The organism is Flavobacterium oreochromis, assembly GCF_019565455.1.
In the GTDB taxonomy this organism is placed as follows: domain Bacteria; phylum Bacteroidota; class Bacteroidia; order Flavobacteriales; family Flavobacteriaceae; genus Flavobacterium; species Flavobacterium oreochromis.
Window position 1 is genome coordinate 2,537,115 of sequence record NZ_CP067377.1, and the last position, 20,083, is coordinate 2,557,197.

Genomic DNA, 20,083 nt, shown 5'->3' on the forward strand with positions numbered 1-20,083 from the left:
GTAAATTTTTATAAAAGGCGTATAAAAAAACTTATGGAAGAAAGTAGTGCCCAATTTTGGGTTTTAAATAGTTAAAATATATGAAATTCCTCTTATAGAAGCTTAATTTATTTATGATATGTTTTTAAAATTTTCTTTTTCTGTGAGTCATTTGTGATTTTAGAATGTATAAAGCTTGTTTGTTTTTATTTTTAGATTGCTATATTTTTAAACAAAAAGTTTTTAATGTTTTGTAAAAACAACATTTGTTAAAATAAATACAAATTTGTTATAAAAACATTGTTTTTTAATTCTAATTGTTATCTTTGTAAAAAAAAACGATATGAAGAAAATTAAATATTTGTTATTGAATTCAGTGAGCCCTACTGGTTGAGAGTAGCTGCGCATTAGATAAAAATACTGAGTAAAAAGTATTTTACTAAGAGAAGAAAATCAAAATACCTAGATGAGATTTTAGGGATAAAGTTAATTAGCCATTATAATGATATGATTCATGTAATGATAGGGAAATCTTAAGTAGATTTTGTAAACCCTACGGCAAATTAGAACTTTCTAGAAGATCTTTCGATATTATAGAAAGAAGGTAAACTACTAATGAAAATATTTTAGAAAATTTTACCTAACTATAGTAAGTTAATTTTACAGTAATAGACAAATAGGCTTTATATGATAATAAGTAGAAAGCCTTAAAGTAAGGAAGATAGTGTTAGATGTTATTACCATATTAAAAGTTTCTTATGTGAAATTTTAGATTGGTAACTAATTTATTTAGATCATTTTTTATAGTTAATTGTTTTTTTTCTTATTCTGAATTGTTGTTTGGAATAATTAGGAGGGGGTTCAATTCGTTGAACCCCCTCTTTTATTCATTGCATATGATAAAAGCTTAATTTTTTTGAAAAATAATCAGACTAAAATACCATAATCTTGTATTAAAATAAAAAAGGGTATCCATATCCAGTCATCTTGTTATTTTTATGAAAGCGAAAAATAATATAATATTTATTATGAAATTCTTCTTTATTCGAGAAATAAACTTTATCTAGATTTTTACGGATACCCTCTTATGAGAAATTAAGCTATTTTATTACGCTTTCTATCATTTTCATTTAAAAAGATTTTACGTAAACGAAGTGATTTTGGAGTAACTTCTACATATTCATCTTTTTGTATGTATTCTAAAGCCTCTTCTAAAGTAAACTTGATGGCAGGAACAATTCTAGTTTTGTCATCAGCTCCAGCAGAACGGAAGTTAGTTAACTGTTTAGTTTTAGTAATATTGATTACCATATCATCACCACGAGAGTTTTCACCTACTACTTGACCTTCGTATACATCTTCATTTGGATCAACAAAGAATTTACCTCTATCTTGTAATTTATTAATAGAATAAGGAATAGCTTTACCATTTTCCATACAGATCAATGAACCACTGATACGTCCAGCAATTTCTCCTTTGTATGGTTGGTATTCTAAGAAACGGTGTGCCATAATCGCTTCACCAGCCGTAGCCGTTAATAATTGGTTACGTAAACCTATGATACCACGTGAAGGAATAATAAATTTGATAATCATACGCTCACCTCTTGGTTCCATACTTAACATTTCACCTTTACGTACCGTTACAAATTCTACTGCTTTACCAGATACGTTTTCAGGTAAGTCAATAGTTAATTCTTCTACCGGTTCGCATTTTACACCATCAATCTCTTTAATGATAACTTGTGGTTGGCCAATTTGTAGTTCATAACCTTCACGACGCATGGTTTCAATTAAAACTGATAAGTGTAATACACCACGACCAAATACCATAAATTTATCAGCAGAATCAGTTTCATTAACACGTAAAGCTAAGTTTTTCTCTAATTCTTTAGTTAAACGATCTTTAATATGGCGAGAAGTTACAAATTTACCTTCTTTGCCAAAGAAAGGAGAGTCATTAATGGTAAATAACATACTCATAGTAGGTTCATCAATAGCAATAGTTGCTAATGCTTCAGGGTTTTCGAAGTCAGCAACAGTATCGCCAATCTCAAAACCTTCTAAACCTACAATAGCACAAATATCACCCGCTACAACTTCTTGTACTTTTTTACGTCCTAACCCTTCAAAAGTATGTAATTCTTTAATTTTAGACTTACTAATAGAACCATCACGTTTTACTAATGAAATGTTCATCCCTTCTGTTAAGACACCTCTTTGTAAACGACCGATAGCAATACGACCTGTAAATGAAGAGAAGTCTAAAGAAGTGATTAGCATTTGTGGAGTTCCTTCTGAAACCTTAGGAGCTGGTACATTATTAAGTACCATATCTAATAATGGTTCAATAGAAGAAGTTTGTACTTTCCAGTCTTCACTCATCCAATTGTTTTTTGCTGAACCATATACACAAGGGAAATCTAACTGTTCCTCGGTAGCACCTAATTCAAACATTAAATCAAATACTTTTTCGTGTACTTCTTCAGGAGTACAGTTTTCTTTATCTACTTTGTTTATAACCACACATGGTTTTAAACCTAAATCAATTGCTTTTTGTAATACGAAACGTGTTTGTGGCATTGGTCCTTCAAACGCATCTACTAATAAGCAAACTCCGTCAGCCATGTTTAATACGCGTTCTACTTCTCCACCAAAATCCGCGTGACCAGGAGTGTCTATAATATTAATTTTAGTTCCTTTGTAAGTGACAGATACGTTTTTAGAAGTAATTGTGATACCACGTTCGCGCTCTAAATCATTGTTGTCAAGAATTAAATCTCCTGTGTTTTCATTTTCTCTGAATAATTGACAGTGATACATAATTTTGTCAACCAAAGTAGTTTTACCGTGGTCAACGTGCGCTATAATGGCAATATTTCTAATTGATTCCATGTGTGTGATTTTTGAAGGTGCAAAATTACAATTATTTTTTTCTAATTCAATCGATAAGTGTTGATTAGTTTAAAAAGATTTGCTTTATTTATAGAAATAATGATAATGTGCTAGCTAAAACTATTGAATAAGTTATGGAAATATTAGATTTAATTCTAAAAGATGCTAAGGAGGAAAATAATTCGTAGGGGGATTTTGAAGTTCTTCATCGTTAGCTTCTAATTAAGATTTTGAGAGTTGTATGAGTGGTTGATTTTGAGGGGTATAAAAATAAAAAAAATCTGTATTTGTTTTTTGAAACTTAATTTTTGTTTTTCTCCCCAATTATTTAGTTGCTTTCAGATAAGTGAAGAGATCCTTTTGAATTTATTAAGGTATATTCAGTTCTTGGAGGAATTTCTGGCTAGATTATCCTTGTGACAAGTTCGTTTGTTTTCAGTTTTACAATACTTAGTTTTTGGTAACGATTGTTTAATTTAGTAGCTACTTGTAAGGTAACTATGTCATTTTGTAAAGATGTTATGTTTAGTTAAATCTGTCAGATTTTAAAATTATCTTTTAAAAAATATTAAATTATTTGTTGGTGAAATGGTACGTTTTTTTTGGGCTACTGCTTGGTAAAAATGGCTTGTAATAATTTTAGGTTCAGTTATAGTGGTTGTTATTTGTTAAAAGTAAGATTTGGGTCTTACGTTTTCTGTTTTAAAAAGTTTTTTGTTTATAATAAAATGTTAGTTTGGGAAAGAATGTTGTCAAGAAATAAAATTATAGGTATAAAAAATCCCGAATTACTCGGGATTTACTTTTTGAACACTTAATTATAAATTATAAAGCAGCTACGTGTCTTGTTAATTTTGACTTTAAGTTAGAAGCTTTATTATCGTGTATGATGTTTTTCTTAGCTAATTTGTCAATCATTGAAATAACGCTTGGTAATTTAGCAGTTGCCTCTGCTTTGTCTGTAGCTAAACGGATAGCTTTGATTGCGTTACGAGTAGTTTTGTGTTGGTATCTATTTAATACTCTTTTCTTTTCGTTACTTCTGATTCTTTTTAATGCTGACTTGTGATTTGCCATTTTTTTTAATTTTAATTGTAATAATAATTTATAAACTACTAGTTAAAAAAGAAAAACCTCCCACAATTACCTTATGGTAATCACTTTGGTTTTAACTAATAAAATAAGGCTTGAGACACTAAGCGATTATTTTATAAAACTTATTTACAACTAATTTGTAGCCCGTAGGGGAATCGAACCCCTCTTGCAAGAATGAAAATCTTGAGTCCTAACCGATAGACGAACGGGCCAAGAAGCCTTATAAATTTTAAAGTTGTAGCCCGTAGGGGAATCGAACCCCTCTTGCAAGAATGAAAATCTTGAGTCCTAACCGATAGACGAACGGGCCATAAGGCTTTTGTTTTTTTCAGTATTTCAATTTTGTAGCCCGTAGGGGAATCGAACCCCTCTTGCAAGAATGAAAATCTTGAGTCCTAACCGATAGACGAACGGGCCTTTTTGTACTTTGATTGCTTTTGTTGAGCGATCATTTCCGTATTGCGAGTGCAAAGATACACATGTTTTTTGTTTCTGCAATAGCACTCGCAATTTTTTTTAATTTTTTTATCTTTTTTTAGTAAGCCTTTGCAAATAAGACTCTTCCGTTTGAAGGATTTCCTGAAAAAATACAATTTCCATTTTCATCTTTTCGATTTAATGGGATACAACGGATTGTTGCTTTGGTTAATTCTTTAATTTTTTCTTCAGTTTCTCCTGTGCCATCCCAGTGAGCTGATACAAAACCTCCTTTATTTTCTAGTACATCTTTAAATTCTTCAAAGCTATTTACTTCTGTAATATGAGTATTTCTAAAATTTAATGCTTTTGTAAACATTTCAGTTTGGATTTTTTCCATTAAATCTTGTATAAACTCTACAGTAGCATCTTTAGCTATGACTTGTTTTGATAATGTATCACGACGTGCTATTTCAAACGTCCCGTTTTCTAAATCTTTAGGGCCTATGGCTACACGAACTGGTACTCCTTTTAATTCCCATTCAGCAAATTTGAATCCAGGTTTTTGTGTTGTTCTATTGTCAAATTTAACCGAAAGGCCAAGTTTGCGTAAAGATTTAGTTAATTCATCTGCTACAATAGATATTTTTTCTAGTTCTTCATCTGATTTGAAGATAGGAACAATTACTACTTGTATAGGTGCTAGGTTAGGAGGTAGTACTAACCCATTATCATCAGAGTGAGTCATAATTAACGCTCCCATTAGACGAGTAGACACCCCCCAAGAAGTTCCCCATACATATTCTTGTTTCCCTTCTGCGCTTGTAAATTTTACATCAAAAGCGTTAGCGAAGTTTTGACCTAAGAAATGTGAAGTCCCCGCCTGTAATGCTTTGCCATCTTGCATTAAAGCTTCAATACAAAACGTTTCTTCCGCTCCTGCAAAACGTTCGTTAGCCGTTTTTACTCCTTTTACTACTGGTATTGCCATGAAGTTTTCAACGAAATCAGCATATACATTCATCATTTGTACTGTTTCGTCTAATGCTTCTTGTTTTGTAGCATGTGCAGTATGTCCTTCTTGCCATAAGAATTCAGCTGTGCGTAAAAATAAACGTGTACGCATTTCCCAACGAACTACATTAGCCCATTGATTAATTAATAAAGGAAGATCTCTATAAGATTGAATCCAGTTTTTGTAAGTGCTCCAAATAATAGCTTCAGATGTAGGACGTACAATTAATTCTTCTTCTAATTTAGCATTAGGGTCTACCATTAGTTTTCCTGGTCGTTCCTCATCATTTTTTAAGCGGTAGTGTGTAACTACAGCGCACTCTTTAGCAAAACCTTCAGCATTTTTTTCTTCTGCTTCAAACATGCTTTTAGGGACAAATAGTGGAAAATAAGCATTACTATGTCCGGTTTCTTTAAACATTTTGTCTAATTGTGCTTGCATTTTTTCCCAGATGGCATAGCCATAAGGCTTGATTACCATACATCCGCGAACTGCTGAATTTTCAGCTAAATCTGCTTTTACTACTAGCTCATTATACCATTTAGAATAATCGTCTGCGCGTTTTGTTAAGTTCTTGCTCATTATCAGTATTTTGGCACAAAAATTGTGATTTGTTAAAGTTGAAATAATTTGTGCAAAACTAGTTATTTTTGTATTGTCCAACAATAAAAAACTTGAGAAATGAAAACAATCTGCCAATATTTAGGAAGTACTCTTACTAAAATAGTATTAGTTACTATAGGGATTCTTGTCCAAGCTTGTAGTTCCTATCAAAATGTATCTTATTATGATAATGATGGAATTTATGGTTCAACCCCTCGTGAAGTAGGAACAAATCAGATAAATAAGATGCAAAATTATAACGGTGAGCGTTATAAGGAATATTTTAGTTCCAGAACTACTGATTTTCAAAATCAAAACAAGGAAACATTTACTGATATTGCAAGTTATAGCTCAACTGTAGATACCAGTAAAACAGTAACTAAACAGAGTTTTGCAGGTTGGGGAAATAATGATAAGAAGGTAACAGTAAATGTCTATAATAATTCATGGAGTAATTGGGGATGGAATTACGGAACTTGGAGGAATCATTGGGGATATAGACCTTACTATTCTGGGATTACTTATTGGAATGATTGGTACTATAGTCCTAATTGGGGCTATACTTATTATGGTCCTAGTTGGGGATCTGGTTGGTATAATCCATACTATTATGGTGGATTTTATAATAATGGTTATTATGGTTGGAATAGTTCTTATTATTATGGAATGAATTATACTTATAGTGTGGGAAGAAGATCTGAAATGTATAATTATATGAATTCATACTCTAATTTTAGAACAACAGACTATAACGGAATGTCTCATAGGAATTATAGTACAAACTCAATTTATTCTAATTTGAGAAGAGGGGATGATAGTCAGAATTTTATAAATAATACTTCCCCTAGGAATTATGAAACATCTAAAACTTATACACCAAGGACTTATGAGTCACCAAGAAGTTATGAGTCACCAAGAAGTTATGAGTCGCCAAGAAGTTATGAGTCACCAAGAAGTTATGAGTCGCCAAGAAGTTATGAGTCGCCAAGAAGTTATGAGTCACCAAGAAGTTATGAGTCACCAAGAAGTTATGAGTCACCAAGAAGTTATGAGTCACCAAGAAGTTATGAGTCACCAAGAAGTTATGAGTCGCCAAGAAGTTATGAGTCGCCAAGAAGTTATGAGTCGCCAAGAAGTTATGAGTCGCCAAGAAGTTATGAGTCGCCAAGAAGTTATGAGTCACCAAGAAGTTATGAGCCTTCTCCTAGGTCATATGGTGGTGGAATAGGTTCTGGAGTTCAATTTCGTAATGGAGGAGGGCGTAGATAGCTAAAATTAAAATACTTAAGTTTTAGGATAGATACGTTTATATTAAGATCTTATTAGATAAAAAAATGAGAAAAATTTATTTAGCATTTACTGTTTTTATGTTTTTTTTAAATGGTAATGCACAAGGAGTGAAAGAGGCACTACAATATTCTGTTATGGATATGAGTGGAACAGCTCGCTTTAGAGGTTTAAGTGGTGCTTTTGGTGCTTTAGGAGGTGATTTATCCGCTATAAGTATAAATCCTGCAAGTTCAGTTGTATTTGCAAATAATCAGATTGCTTTTACTTTAGGTAGCAAATCTACAGGTATTAAATCAGAATATTTAGGAACAAATACTACAACAAATTCAAACAATTTAGATTTTAATCAGGTTGGAGGTGTTTTTGTTTTTGAAAATGATAATCAATATTCAGGATGGAATAAATTTGCTTTAGCGCTGAATTATGATAATCAAGCAAATTTCAAAAATACTGTAAGTGTACTAGGTGAAAATTCCGTTAATTCTATTGATGCCTACTTTTTGAAATATTCAAGAGGAATGGTTTTTTCGGATATTTCAGGGTTGAGTTATAGTCAAATGGGATTCAATCAAACTCAAGTGGCTCTTGGTTACAAATCTCAATTGCTAGATTATGATACGGTAAATAACGTATTTTTTGCTAATATTTCGCATGCTCCTGATGGTAAAAATTATATTCAACAAAGTTTTGTTACGAATACAGGTTATAATGGTAAGTTGGCATTTAATTTTTCTGCAGAATACGATAAAAAAATATTGTTTGGTATGAATTTAAATGCTCATTTTTCGGATTATACGCAACAAAAAACCTTTACAGAAAAGAATAATAAAGCATATTATGCAACAAGAGCAACAATAAATGAATTATCATTTTATAATGAATTAACAACAAAAGGTTCTGGTTTTTCATTTCAATTGGGGGCAATTTTTAAACCTGTTGCAGGCTTAAGATTAGGTTTAGTGTTTGAATCTCCAACCTGGATGGTATTAGAAGATCAATTAACACAAAGAATCTCTACTTCTGGAGTCGTTAAAAATATAGGAAATAGTACCTATAACCCTATTAGTAATAAAATTGATCCGAGAACAGTTATTCTTTTTGCTCCTTATACAATAGCAACTCCTGCTAAATGGACTTTTAGTCAAGCATATGTTTTTGGTAAACAAGGTCTTATTAGTTTTGATTATAGTTTAAAAGATTATTCTACAATTGTATTTAAACCGATTAATCAATTTAATGATCCGGATGGAAATAATTCTAATAACGTATTCCCGAATTTATTTAGAACATCTAATGAAATTAGAGTAGGGATTGAGAAAAAAATTAAACAATGGAGTTTACGAGGAGGATATAGATATGAAGAATCGCCATATAAAAATAAAGATTTAATGAGTGATTTAGTTGGGTTTTCAGCAGGTTTAGGTTATAATTGGGGAGGTACAAAATTAGATATTGCATTTTCTTCTGCAAAAAGAAGCTATAAAGAACAAATTTTTGAAAGTATTCCTAATTTAGTTAATACTACTAAAACAAATAATAATCTAGTTATAACACTTGCATTTGAATTATAATAATAGATTTTAAAAAAATAAAAAGCCTGTTGCCTAAAAAAAGCTAACAGGCTTTTTTATTTGACACTAGAGGGCGTTTTTGAATTAGAGTATCTTATCTTTCAAAATTTTATCGTAATTTTGCACTCCAATTTTTTATAGTCATGAGAACCAAGTCATTAAAAAAAATAAAATCAATGTGATTACCTTAGGGTGTTCTAAGAATGTATATGATAGTGAAGTCTTAATGGGACAGCTAAAAGCAAGTGGTAAAGACGTAGCGCATGAACAAGAAGGGAATATAGTGGTTATAAACACTTGTGGTTTTATTAATAATGCTAAAGAAGAATCAGTTAATACTATATTAGAATATGTTGATAAAAAGGAACAAGGATTAGTTGATAAAATCTTTGTTACAGGTTGTTTGTCTGAGCGTTATCGACCTGATTTAGAGAACGAAATTCCAGATGTAGATCAGTATTTTGGAACTACCGATTTGCCTTTGTTGTTAAAAGCGCTTGGAGCAGATTATAAACATGAATTGTTAGGTGAGCGTTTGACTACGACTCCTAAAAATTATGCTTATTTAAAAATTGCCGAAGGTTGTGACCGTCCATGTAGTTTCTGTGCTATTCCAATTATGCGTGGTAAACATGTATCACAACCCATTGAAAAATTAGTTAAAGAAGCAGAAAATTTAGCTAAAGATGGTGTAAAAGAATTGATTTTAATTGCTCAAGATTTAACATATTACGGATTAGATTTATATAAAAAAAGAAATTTAGCCGAGTTACTTGAGAAATTGGTAAAAGTAGAAGGAATTGAATGGATTCGTTTACATTATGCTTTTCCTACTGGTTTTCCAATGGATGTGTTAGAATTAATGAAACGAGAACCTAAAATTTGTAATTATTTAGATATTCCGTTGCAACATATTTCAGATAAGATTCTAAAATCAATGCGTCGTGGTACTACTTATGAAAAAACAACTCAATTAATAAAAGATTTTAGAACATTAGTTCCTGAAATGACTATCCGTACCACGCTTATCGTTGGATACCCAGGAGAAACAGAAGAAGATTTTCAGATACTTAAAGATTGGGTGACTGAAATGCGATTTGAACGATTAGGGTGTTTTGCTTATTCACATGAGGAAAATACAACCGCTTTTGAGTTAGAAGATGATGTGCCAGATGAAGTAAAACAAGCTCGTGCAAATGAAATTATGGAAATTCAAGCACAAATTTCATGGGAATTAAATCAAGAAAAAATAGGTCAAACCTTTAAATGCGTTATAGATCGAAAGGAAGGACCGTATTTTGTAGGAAGAACCGAATTTGATAGTCCAGACGTAGATAATGAAGTATTGATAGATGCTTCTAAGTTTTATTTAAAAACTGGTGAATTTGCTATGATAAAGATTATAGATGCAAGTGAGTTTGATTTATATGGGGAAGTTGTAGCCTAAAAATAAAAAATAATAAAAATAAAACAGTTATCTATGTCATTTTTTAGATAACTGTTTTTTTATTTCAGAATGTAAATATCTAGATAAATAGATCCATCATAACTTTTAGGATTATTTGTAAAATAAGATTCTTCTATGTTTAAAAAATGAATAGAGAGCATCTTTTATTTCGGTTTTCAACTTATAATTAGAGTTTAGATAAATTTTAGATTAATTGAACATGAAATAGGATGAGGTTTTGAAAAAAATTACTTATAATAAGCTTATCATCTCTAATAATTTTTAAAAAAAAACTTTTTTAAATGGGAAGTTATTAAATGGTCTATTTATTAGTTGAAGCAAAACGCTTCCCATTTTATTACTAAAAATCATTTTTCTTATCAATATAATACAAAGAAATAAAGAAAAATATAATTCATAACAGTTATAAAAAGATTATTCAAATGTAATATAAAAATAATCGTATTATATCTGTAAAAGGGCTATAGATTTAAATAAGGTTGTTTTTTAAAATAATGTTTTTATTTATAAAGATATTAAGCAGTTTTCTTTTAACATATTTAACGATTTAGAAAACCAAAACATTTCAAAGTCCTCAAATTGTTCTTCAAAGCTATTTTTTATTTGTCCTAAAGTGATCGAAAAACTATTTTTTATATTCAAATTAGCCAGTTGTTCATTTAGCCAAATTGCTTGTTCTTTTTCTAAATGAATTGAAAATTGAGTTGTTTTTGTTTGAAAAACCATTTCAGCCATTTCCCATGATCTACCTTTTTTACTTTTTGTGAAAAACTTAAGCTGTGGAAGATTAGCTGTGAAATAGACTTTTTGATTAGGTTTGAAATTAAAAGTATTTTCGCTTGTTAAACAATTTTCAATAAAATTAGGGGCAATTTTAGTTTTAGGGATTTTAAAATCAAACCAATTTTGTAATGGAAAATCAAAGCACAAACCATGCATATAATTAAAAAGAGATTTTTTTAATCCAAAGCTAAATTGATCATGATTAATACCTGTTTTATCTTTAAATTGAATATCATTATTTGCAAAACTAATATTATTTATTTGCGGAATTACACCATATTCTTCTGGATTCATACCTACAGGGCTATGTGCAGTCATTGCAAATTGATGCCAAAAGCCACTTTGTAAGATGCCTATTTCAAAAAGTTGTCGAACCATTTCTAAGCTATCAATAGTTTCTTGAACTGTTTGTGTTGGATAGCCATACATAAGATAAGCATGTACCATGATACCTGCTTCTGTGAAATTACGTGTTACTCGAGCTACTTGTTCTACCGTTACTCCTTTTTAATTAAAGCTAATAGTCTATCAGACGCAACTTCTAATCCGCCTGATACAGCTATGCAACCTGAAAGTTTTAATAATAAACATAAATCGCTTGTAAAGCTTTTTTCAAAACGAATGTTAGTCCACCAAGTTACCACAAGATTTCTTCTCAAAATTTCTAGTGCAACTTCCTTCATGAGTGCAGGAGGAGCTGCTTCATCTACAAAATGGAAACCACTTTCACCAGTTTGTTCAATAAGCTCTTGCATACGATTTACTATGATTCGAGCATGTACGGGTTCATAAATTTTGATATAATCTAATGAAATATCACAAAAGGTACATTTTCCCCAATAGCAACCGTGGGCCATTGTTAATTTATTCCATCTACCATCACTCCATAAACTGTGCATTGGATTTGCAATTTCAATTACTGATACATAACGATCAAGTAATAGGTCAGAATAATCAGGAGTTCCTACTTCATTTTGTTTATAATCTAGTTCAGTACAATTGTTTTTATAAATTACTTCATCAGCTTCAAGAAGAAAAGTTCTTTTTAAATATGCCTCTTTATCGTTTGTATTGTTAATATGTAGATATAGTAATTCCAATGGTAGTTCTCCATCATCAAGCGTTATAAAATCAAAAAATTCAAAAACTCTCTTATCTTTTAAATCACGAAGCTCTGTATTAGGGAATCCCCCTCCCATGGCTGTTTTTATATTTGGGTATTGTCTTTTAATAAATTGAGCACAACGAAAAGCACTGTATAAATTACCTGGAAAAGGAACTGAAAAGCAAACCATTTTAGGCTGTGTATTTTCAATTCTTTTATTTAAAATTTTTAGACTTATATTATCAATAAAAGTAGATTCTTTTTTAAGAAATCATATAGTTCATCAAAAGAATTAGCACTTCTTCCTAGACGTTCTGCATAACGGCTAAATCCAAAATTTTCGTCAACACATTCTACAATATAATCAGATAAGTCCTCAAGATATAAAGTTGCTAGATGTTTAGCTTTATCTTGCATTCCCATATTTCCAAAAGCCCATTCCATATCATCTAATTGATCAAAACGGGATGCTTCGGGTAAAAAATTACTAGAGCATATTTGGCGTGCTAATGAAGGATTTTTTCCTTGTAGAAAAGAAATAACACTTTCGATAGTTGTTATATATTCTTCTTTTAATGAATATATTCGTTGTGAATTATTAGTTAAATCTTTGAAATCTAAATTCTGAATTTCAAAAATTTTTTAATTCCTTTTTAGAAAATAACTCTAAAATTACTTCAATACCTAAATCTATTTGAAAGGTCGTAATAGATTTTGTGTTTAAAAAACCCTTTATATAAGCAGTAGCTGGATACGGTGTATTCAGTTGGGTAAAAGGAGGAGTTACAAGTAAAATATCTTTCAAGGAGTCAATTTTTAATTCTGCAAAAATAACTTTTAAAATAAAATCATAATAGCTTGTTAAAGCAAAATCTTCTAATTCTAATTTTTTTAAATTAGCAAAAATATTTTATACATGTCTAGTAATTGTATCACCTTTCAAAACTCGGGCTATTTTAGCTCATTAATTGTTGATTACTTAAATGAAGAAAAGGCAATACAGTCGTTTTATAATCGATTTCCTAAGATTGAAAATTTTTTAAATCAGATAGAGGAAAAGTCGGGTAATTATACTACAAAAAATCGAGAAGTTTTGGTAAATTCACTTTTAAAACAAAGTGAAGGGTTTGCTATAAGTAAAACGACTTTATTTAATATAGAGTCTTTAAAGCAACCTAACACATTTACCATTACTACAGGCCATCAGCTTAATTTATTTACAGGACCTTTGTATTTTATTTATAAAATTATTTCTGTTATTAATTTATGTGAGGAGTTGAAATTAAAATATCCAATATATAACTTTGTTCCGGTTTATTGGATGGCTACAGAAGATCATGATTTTGAGGAAATTAATTATTTTAGATTTAATAACAGTAAAATTACTTGGAAAAAAATACTAAAGGACCAGTAGGAAGGTTATCTACAGAGGGATTAAATGAAGTTTTTGAAGAAATAAGAAAACATTTAGGTGCTAACAATAATGCTAAAAGACTTATCTCACTTTTTGAAAAATCTTATTTAAAACACGAAAATTTAGCTGATGCAACACGTTACTTAGTTAATGAATTATTTAAAGAGCAAGGGTTAGTAGTTGTAGATGGAGATAATAAAGAATTAAAGCAACTTTTTGCACCTGTTATTAAAGAAGAATTATTAGAACAAACTTCTTATAAAAAAGTTACTCAAACAGTTTCTGATTTTTTATATGATATTCAAGTAAACCCTAGAGAAATTAATCTTTTTATATTGAAGATAATTTGCGTGAAAGAATTATTTTTGAAAATAATCAATACAAAATCAATAATACAAATTTAATTTTTTCCGAAACTGAAATTTTAAATTTACTAGAAACAGCCCCCGAAAAGTTTAGCCCAAATGTTATTTTAAGACCTTTGTATCAAGAGTTAATTTTGCCTAATTTATCTTATGTTGGGGGAGGAGGAGAAATTGCTTATTGGTTAGAATTAAAAGCAATGTTTGAAGCCTTTAAAGTTAGCTATCCTATTTTATTATTACGTAATTCTGTTTTAGTAGCTACTGAAAAACAGTTTAAAAAAGCAACTCATCTGCAATTAACATGGGCAGATTTGTTTTTAAAACAGACAGAATTAATTAATCAAAAAACAAGAGAGTTTTCAGCTTTTACAATTGATTTTAAAGATCAAAAAGAGCATCTTAGAAATCAATTTTATAGTCTTTTAGAAATTGCGGCTAAGACTGATAAAACATTTGTGGGAGCTGTAAAGGCTCAGGAAGCTAAACAAATAAAAGGATTAGAACATCTAGAAAAACGTCTTTTAAAGGCTGAAAAACGAAATCATGAAGATAAATTGAAAAGGATTGTTAATTTGCAAGATGCGTTATTCCCGAATAAAAATCTGCAAGAGCGTCAATTAAATTTTAGTGAATTTTATTTAGAATATGGTGAAGACTTTTTTACCAAATTGTTTCAAGAACTAGATCCACTTAGTGATGAATTTAGTATAACTGTTTTTTAAAAGGATTTAAGATAATAATAAATATTAAAAATAAACTTTTAAAGATTTAAAGATTTAAACTAAAGTTTGTACTTTTGCCCCCAAATTAAAAAAACAAAAAAATGGCAGGAAATAGAACTTTCACAATGATTAAGCCAGATGCTGTTGAAAAAGGACACATTGGTGGGATTTTAAATATGATTACTGAAGGTGGTTTCAGAATTGTTTCTATGAAATTAACTCAGTTAACAGTTGCAGATGCACAAAAATTTTATGCAGTGCATGCTGAAAGACCATTCTATGGTGAATTAGTTGAGTTTATGTCTCGTGGTCCAATCGTTGCGGCTATCTTAGAAAAAGATAATGCAGTTGAGGATTTCCGTACATTAATTGGTGCTACTAACCCAGCTGAAGCTGCTGAAGGAACTATCCGTAAAAAATATGCTACTTCTATTGGTGAAAATGCAGTTCACGGTTCAGACTCAGATGAGAATGCTGCTATTGAAGGTGCTTTCCATTTTGCAGGAAGAGAAATGTTTTAGTACAAACATTATATATCCAATAAAAAAGAGTCTGCTAAAACAGACTCTTTTTTATTGGATATAATTTATGAAAAATGTGAGTGTGAAAATATTTTTTTAAATATTTTTTGAATGTTTATCTAATTATCTGTTTTTTTGTTTAAACCTAAAATTCCTTTAGTTATCAGGAATTGAGCTATGATGTAAGTAATCATAATGAAGAATCCTGATTTTGCTATTTCCCAATGAAATTTATTAATAGCTAAAATACTATCAGAACTTACAAAGAATAAAGCTCCTAAAAGAATTGTCAAGTTATTAGGTTCTGCCCAATTAAAATAGCCTTTGATGGCCATTAATAGCATAATAGAAATAGTAATAGCATACATTGTAACAGGAATTTTTAACCCTCCTAAGCTAGGGAAAAGTAAATTTAATATTACCAATAAATAGATTGTAATAAAAATAAATCCTACCCAAAATAAGTTTGAATTAGGTTTTGTTTGATTCTGTTTAATGAATAGTATCGTAAAGATGATATGGGCGATTAAAAAAGAAGCGAGACCTAGAATAAAAAATAATTCATGTTTATGAGTAAACATTAAAATTAGATCACCTATCCAAGAAAAGGTTAGTGCAGAAATAAGCAGATTTTTTGTTTTAAAATGATTATACTTAAAAACTTCTAAAATTAGAAAAGGAATAAGTAAGGGTTTAAAATACCAACCTAAATCTTCTTGTTTAGTTATTAATAAAATTAGATAAAATATACTAATTCCTGTGAAAATTCTTAGATATTGGCTCATAAAATTAGTTTAAAATGGGTTGGTGCTTTTCGTTTTTAAATTCTACCGTTACAAAGTAAAAACTTACTAAAAGGGAAAGGATAAAATAACTTGTTATAATATAAGTTCCGTGAGGAATGATCTCATTTATTTGAAACCAACCATTAAAAGAATATAGTATAGTTATAGCAAATAAAAATCGGATGGTTTCGTAAATATGAGCAAATTTATTTTTGCTCATTAATTCTGTATAACTATAAACGGTTACAAATATGAATAGTCCATAATAAAAGATATTAGGTAACCCTATTTTTGCTATGTTGTCAAATAAATAAGAGATTAATAATAAGGTAGAAAACATCTGAAATAATGACCAACCTATTAATTTTTTTGAATTGTTAGTTCCAAATTTTTCAAAATTATATACATTTTCAATTTTATGAATTGGGAATTTTTCTTCAAAACCTTTTGGTCTCCAACCAGTAGGCATGAACCAAATTTTTAGTTTGTCAGAAAAATTTTCTGCATGCCAAGCATCTTTTATTAAAACCCATAAATGTTGAAAATTAATTTTAAAAGGATTCCAAGTTTCTGCTGGACGTGTAATGCCAAAAACAGGTGGAATTTCGATTAATTCTTCTTGGAAAGTTCCAAAAAGTTTATCCCAAATAATAAATATTTGGGCATGATTTTTATCCATATATTCAGGATTAATAGCATGATGAACCCTATGATGGGATGGGGTGACTATAATTTTTTCTAAAAAACCTAATTTATTAATATATCGTGTGTGATACCAAAATTGTAAAAAAAATTGTATTGGCAGTGTAATCGCTATTACTTTAGAAGGAACACCTAATAAAGCAGCGGGGAGTAGTAAGAATGTAAATAATTTGAAGAAATCAGATACGGACTGTCTTAATGCACAAGAAAGATTAAACTCTTCACTGCTGTGATGAATAGCGTGTTTATTCCAAAAAATATTAATCTGATGTGCCCAGCGATGTGTCCAGTATCCTTGAAAATCTATAGCTATAAATGCGATGATGTATGCTAAGAAGGATTCTTTAATGTGAAAAATGGCAATTTTAGAAACCATTAATTCGTATGTGATTATTGAAATACTTAGCCCTAAAACGTCTCTAGTGGCGTTGGTCATGCCAGAGCTTAAGCTTGAAACACTGTCCATTATAGGAGCATAATCTACTTTTTTGTAATAACCATATAATTTCTCAATTATAATTAAGAATAAAAATAGAGGCATTGCAATGATTAGTATTTTGCCGTACGTTTCCATCGTGATATTAGATTTTAAAATTCAGAAAAAAACTCTACCTGTTTTTAGTAAATCTAATTATTTTTTTTAGATAAATTTAAAAAATAAATATTTTCTTTGAGGATTATATAATTTCTGCACTTAATCCTGCATCAAGAAGGGCGGAACATTGAGGTTTTAATTCATCGAAAGAACCTGTTTTTACACCGCATTTACCTGTATAATGTACTAATATAGCACATTGTTCTGCTTGTAATTCTTCATGATCACAAACTCGTATTAACGTGTCTATAACATGATCAAATGTATTAACATCATCATTGTATAAAATGATTTCATGGTTAATAGAAATTTCTTCTAATACCGCAACGTCTTCTTGTATTTTTTCTATTGTTGACATAACTAAAAATTTAATTGATAACCATATAAGCTATTTGAGTAAAAAAGGGTGTAGTTTTAAAAACTTATATGGTTAAGAAAAACTAATTTACGTATTTTAATGATACCCAGTTGTTTCGAATTATTTTTTTTGTAAAAGTTAATCCTTTTTCTGTGCAAGAAGCATCAATATGAGGGATGTCTTGTTCGTAAAAACCACTGAATAAAATAACCCCATTAGGATTTAAACAATCTACATAGGTTTGCATATCGTTGAGCAAGATATTTCGGTTTATATTAGCAATAATTAAATCATACTTTTTTCCAGCTAATAAAGAGGCATCTCCTTCGTATATATTTATATGTTTGCAGTTATTACGTTCTGCATTTTCAATAGAGTTTAAAAAACACCAGTTATCAATATCAATGGCATCTATTGGTTGTGCCCCTTTCATTTCTGCTAGGATCGCTAAAATAGCTGTACCACAACCCATGTCTAATGTTTTTAATCCTTTAATATTCATTTCTAATAAATGTTGAATCATCATGTGGGTCGTTTCATGATGTCCTGTTCCAAAACTCATTTTAGGCTCTATTACAATATCAAATTCAGCATCTGTTTTAGGATGAAATGGAGCTCTAACATGGCATAAACCATCAACATCAATAGGGTCAAAGTTTTTTTCCCATTCTGCATTCCAATTTTCTTGTTCAATTTCTTCAAATGTGTAGCTAATCTTGAATTCAGGATTTTGTAATATATATATATCTTCTAAAATATTTTCATTCCAATTTTCTTTGGGAATATAAGCTGAAAAACCGTTTTCAGTTTCGATAAAACTATCAAATGGGAGTTCTCCTAATTCAGCTATTAAAATTTCAGAACCCAGTTCTTTTGGCTCTACTTTAAAATGATAGCCTATGTATGTATTTTGCATCGAATTATTTTTTTGCAAAGGTAGTTATTTAGTAATTTATTGTTTATGATTTGTAGTGCTTATTAAATGAAAAATAAAAAAATGTTTGTTAAATAAAGCAAGTGCAGAGAATAATATCCTGCACTTATTATCATGAAATCTTCTTTTTGATTTTTTATTAAAAAGTAAAATTATTTCTAAAAATGAGTTCCGTAAAAAAAACTTTTTAAAATTTTATACAACTAGAAAATGTGTTTATAAATAATACTGTTGTATTTTAATAGGGAATATTTTTACTTGTACTGGTAGTATGTTTTTATGGATAAAAAGAATAGCTAACAATCTTGCATAGTATCAGTAATGATAATTTCCCGTAAAGAGACAGCTTGTGGTAATTCGTAAGCATATTTAATTGTTTTAGCTACATCTTTAGCTGTAATGTTAACTGCTCCAACAGCTTCTTTCCATTCATTATACTCATCAATTATTTTTTGATTTGTGGTATGCTCTAAAAGTTCTGTTTTTACAGCACCAGGCATTATTGATAATACTCGAACATTGTAAGAAGACATCTCGTTTCGCACTGTTTTGGTTAATCCTGTTACTCCAAATTTGCTAGCGCAATAAGCAGCGTGATTTGTAAAAGGTTGAAGACCTGCTATTGATGAAATATTTATTATTGTTCCCGTTTTTCTTTCTTTCATATCATTCATTACGATTTGCATTCCATTCATAACCCCAAGGATATTAATGTCTAACATTTTTTTCCATTCTTGAGGAGCTTGTGTGGCTAAATCTCCTAAGAGCATCACACCTGCGTTGTTAATTATTAAATCGGTCTTACCATATATTGCTTCAGCTTCTTTTACTGCTATTTCAAATTCTTCTTTATTTGATATATCTACTTTTTTGCATATCGTATTAGGTAGTTTTAAAGCTTCCATTTTTTTAATTCTACGAGCAAGTAAGAGCAAGCAATAACCATCTTTTGCAAATTCTTTTGCCATCTCTAGTCCAAAACCAGAACTTGCACCTGTTATGATAATTAATTTATTATTATTTTTCATAATGATTATTTTTTTAAAATGAATTGATAAATAATACTTGTTTTTTAATTGATTACGAAAATACATTCTATATTTGTATTGATGAAATACTAATTTTATATGTTTATTATAATAAAAAATTATGGATGAAAGGTTGTTGCGATTTTTTGTTGCAGTTTATGAAGAACGAAATCTTTCAAGAGCGGCTGAAAAATGCTTTGTATCTCAGCCTAATATCTCCAATGGTTTAAAGCAATTAGAGGATTTAATAAATAAAACTCTTTTTTTAAGACATAAACGAGGTGTTGAAATAAAAGAAGAGGCACATTATTTATATCCTATTGCTAAAAGAATTTTAGCAGAATTACATGCAATTCCTGAAATTTTTAAAAAGAAGAATATAAATACAGAATCGTAATAGGAATAGCAGATAGTCTTCCTCAGGATTTTAAAAAAGGT

At 29.8% G+C, this 20,083-nt stretch carries 13 protein-coding genes, 3 tRNA genes and 2 pseudogenes; 6 read left to right on the plus strand and 12 right to left on the minus strand.

Translation table 11 applies throughout. From position 1 onward, the window contains the following. Positions 1-1,074 precede the first annotated feature (1,074 nt). From typA to proS, 6 genes are all read right to left on the minus strand, one after another. Positions 1,075-2,874 (minus strand): translational GTPase TypA, encoded by a 1,800-nt coding sequence (gene typA / locus JJC03_RS12195; RefSeq protein ID WP_088399835.1) that lies wholly within the window; start codon positions 2,872-2,874, stop codon positions 1,075-1,077. 825 nt (positions 2,875-3,699) lie between these two features. After that, complete coding sequence (gene rpsT, locus JJC03_RS12200) at positions 3,700-3,951, minus strand: 30S ribosomal protein S20 (RefSeq protein WP_088399837.1); 252 nt, start codon at positions 3,949-3,951, stop codon at positions 3,700-3,702. 158 nt (positions 3,952-4,109) lie between these two features. Beyond that, positions 4,110-4,181: transfer RNA gene (locus JJC03_RS12205), tRNA-Glu, on the minus strand. 26 nt (positions 4,182-4,207) lie between these two features. Continuing rightward, positions 4,208-4,279, minus strand: a tRNA-Glu gene (locus JJC03_RS12210). 35 nt (positions 4,280-4,314) lie between these two features. Continuing rightward, positions 4,315-4,386: transfer RNA gene (locus JJC03_RS12215), tRNA-Glu, on the minus strand. A 118-nt stretch (positions 4,387-4,504) separates the two neighbouring features. Next, on the minus strand, positions 4,505-5,983 hold the full coding sequence (gene proS / locus JJC03_RS12220) for a proline--tRNA ligase (protein WP_088444761.1): 1,479 nt from the start codon (positions 5,981-5,983) through the stop codon (positions 4,505-4,507). A gap of 99 nt (positions 5,984-6,082) precedes the next feature. On the opposite strand from proS, the gene JJC03_RS12225 reads away from it, so the two are divergent. The 3 genes from JJC03_RS12225 to rimO all read left to right on the plus strand — a co-directional run bounded on the left by JJC03_RS12225 (position 6,083) and on the right by rimO (position 10,312). Beyond that, complete coding sequence (locus JJC03_RS12225; protein WP_235873393.1) at positions 6,083-7,273, plus strand: hypothetical protein; 1,191 nt, start codon at positions 6,083-6,085, stop codon at positions 7,271-7,273. A 65-nt stretch (positions 7,274-7,338) separates the two neighbouring features. Beyond that, positions 7,339-8,865 (plus strand): OmpP1/FadL family transporter, encoded by a 1,527-nt coding sequence (locus tag JJC03_RS12230; RefSeq protein WP_088444763.1) that lies wholly within the window; start codon positions 7,339-7,341, stop codon positions 8,863-8,865. Positions 8,866-9,043: 178 nt separating this feature from the next. Next, complete coding sequence (gene rimO / locus JJC03_RS12235; protein WP_374226230.1) at positions 9,044-10,312, plus strand: 30S ribosomal protein S12 methylthiotransferase RimO; 1,269 nt, start codon at positions 9,044-9,046, stop codon at positions 10,310-10,312. 525 nt (positions 10,313-10,837) lie between these two features. Here rimO and JJC03_RS12240 read toward each other — a convergent pair. Next, a pseudogene (locus JJC03_RS12240) lies at positions 10,838-13,026 on the minus strand (B12-binding domain-containing radical SAM protein). Between the two features lie 111 nt (positions 13,027-13,137). On the opposite strand from JJC03_RS12240, the pseudogene bshC reads away from it, so the two are divergent. Beyond that, positions 13,138-14,722, plus strand: a pseudogene (gene bshC, locus JJC03_RS12245) (bacillithiol biosynthesis cysteine-adding enzyme BshC). A gap of 101 nt (positions 14,723-14,823) precedes the next feature. Further along, on the plus strand, positions 14,824-15,243 hold the full coding sequence (locus tag JJC03_RS12250; protein ID WP_063744076.1) for a nucleoside-diphosphate kinase: 420 nt from the start codon (positions 14,824-14,826) through the stop codon (positions 15,241-15,243). A gap of 119 nt (positions 15,244-15,362) precedes the next feature. Here JJC03_RS12250 and JJC03_RS12255 read toward each other — a convergent pair whose 3' ends face one another. From JJC03_RS12255 to JJC03_RS12275, 5 genes are all read right to left on the minus strand, one after another. Then, positions 15,363-16,028 carry a lysoplasmalogenase gene (locus JJC03_RS12255; protein WP_235873394.1) on the minus strand — a complete coding sequence of 222 codons (666 nt, stop codon included), beginning with the start codon at positions 16,026-16,028 and terminating at the stop codon, positions 15,363-15,365. Between the two features lie 4 nt (positions 16,029-16,032). After that, entirely contained in the window at positions 16,033-17,304 is a 1,272-nt protein-coding gene (locus tag JJC03_RS12260) for a sterol desaturase family protein (RefSeq protein WP_088444765.1), read from the minus strand. Positions 17,305-17,407: 103 nt separating this feature from the next. Next, a complete protein-coding gene (locus tag JJC03_RS12265; protein ID WP_235873395.1) occupies positions 17,408-17,683 on the minus strand; it encodes an ATP-dependent Clp protease adaptor ClpS in 276 nt (91 codons plus the stop codon). 82 nt (positions 17,684-17,765) lie between these two features. Beyond that, positions 17,766-18,599, minus strand: coding sequence for a 50S ribosomal protein L11 methyltransferase (prmA, locus tag JJC03_RS12270; RefSeq protein WP_088397912.1), 834 nt, complete (start codon positions 18,597-18,599; stop codon positions 17,766-17,768). 314 nt (positions 18,600-18,913) lie between these two features. Further along, positions 18,914-19,645 (minus strand): SDR family oxidoreductase, encoded by a 732-nt coding sequence (locus tag JJC03_RS12275; protein ID WP_088397982.1) that lies wholly within the window; start codon positions 19,643-19,645, stop codon positions 18,914-18,916. A gap of 121 nt (positions 19,646-19,766) precedes the next feature. On the opposite strand from JJC03_RS12275, the gene JJC03_RS12280 reads away from it, so the two are divergent. Further along, entirely contained in the window at positions 19,767-20,042 is a 276-nt protein-coding gene (locus tag JJC03_RS12280; protein ID WP_235873396.1) for a LysR family transcriptional regulator, read from the plus strand. The last annotated feature ends 41 nt before the right edge of the window (positions 20,043-20,083 follow it).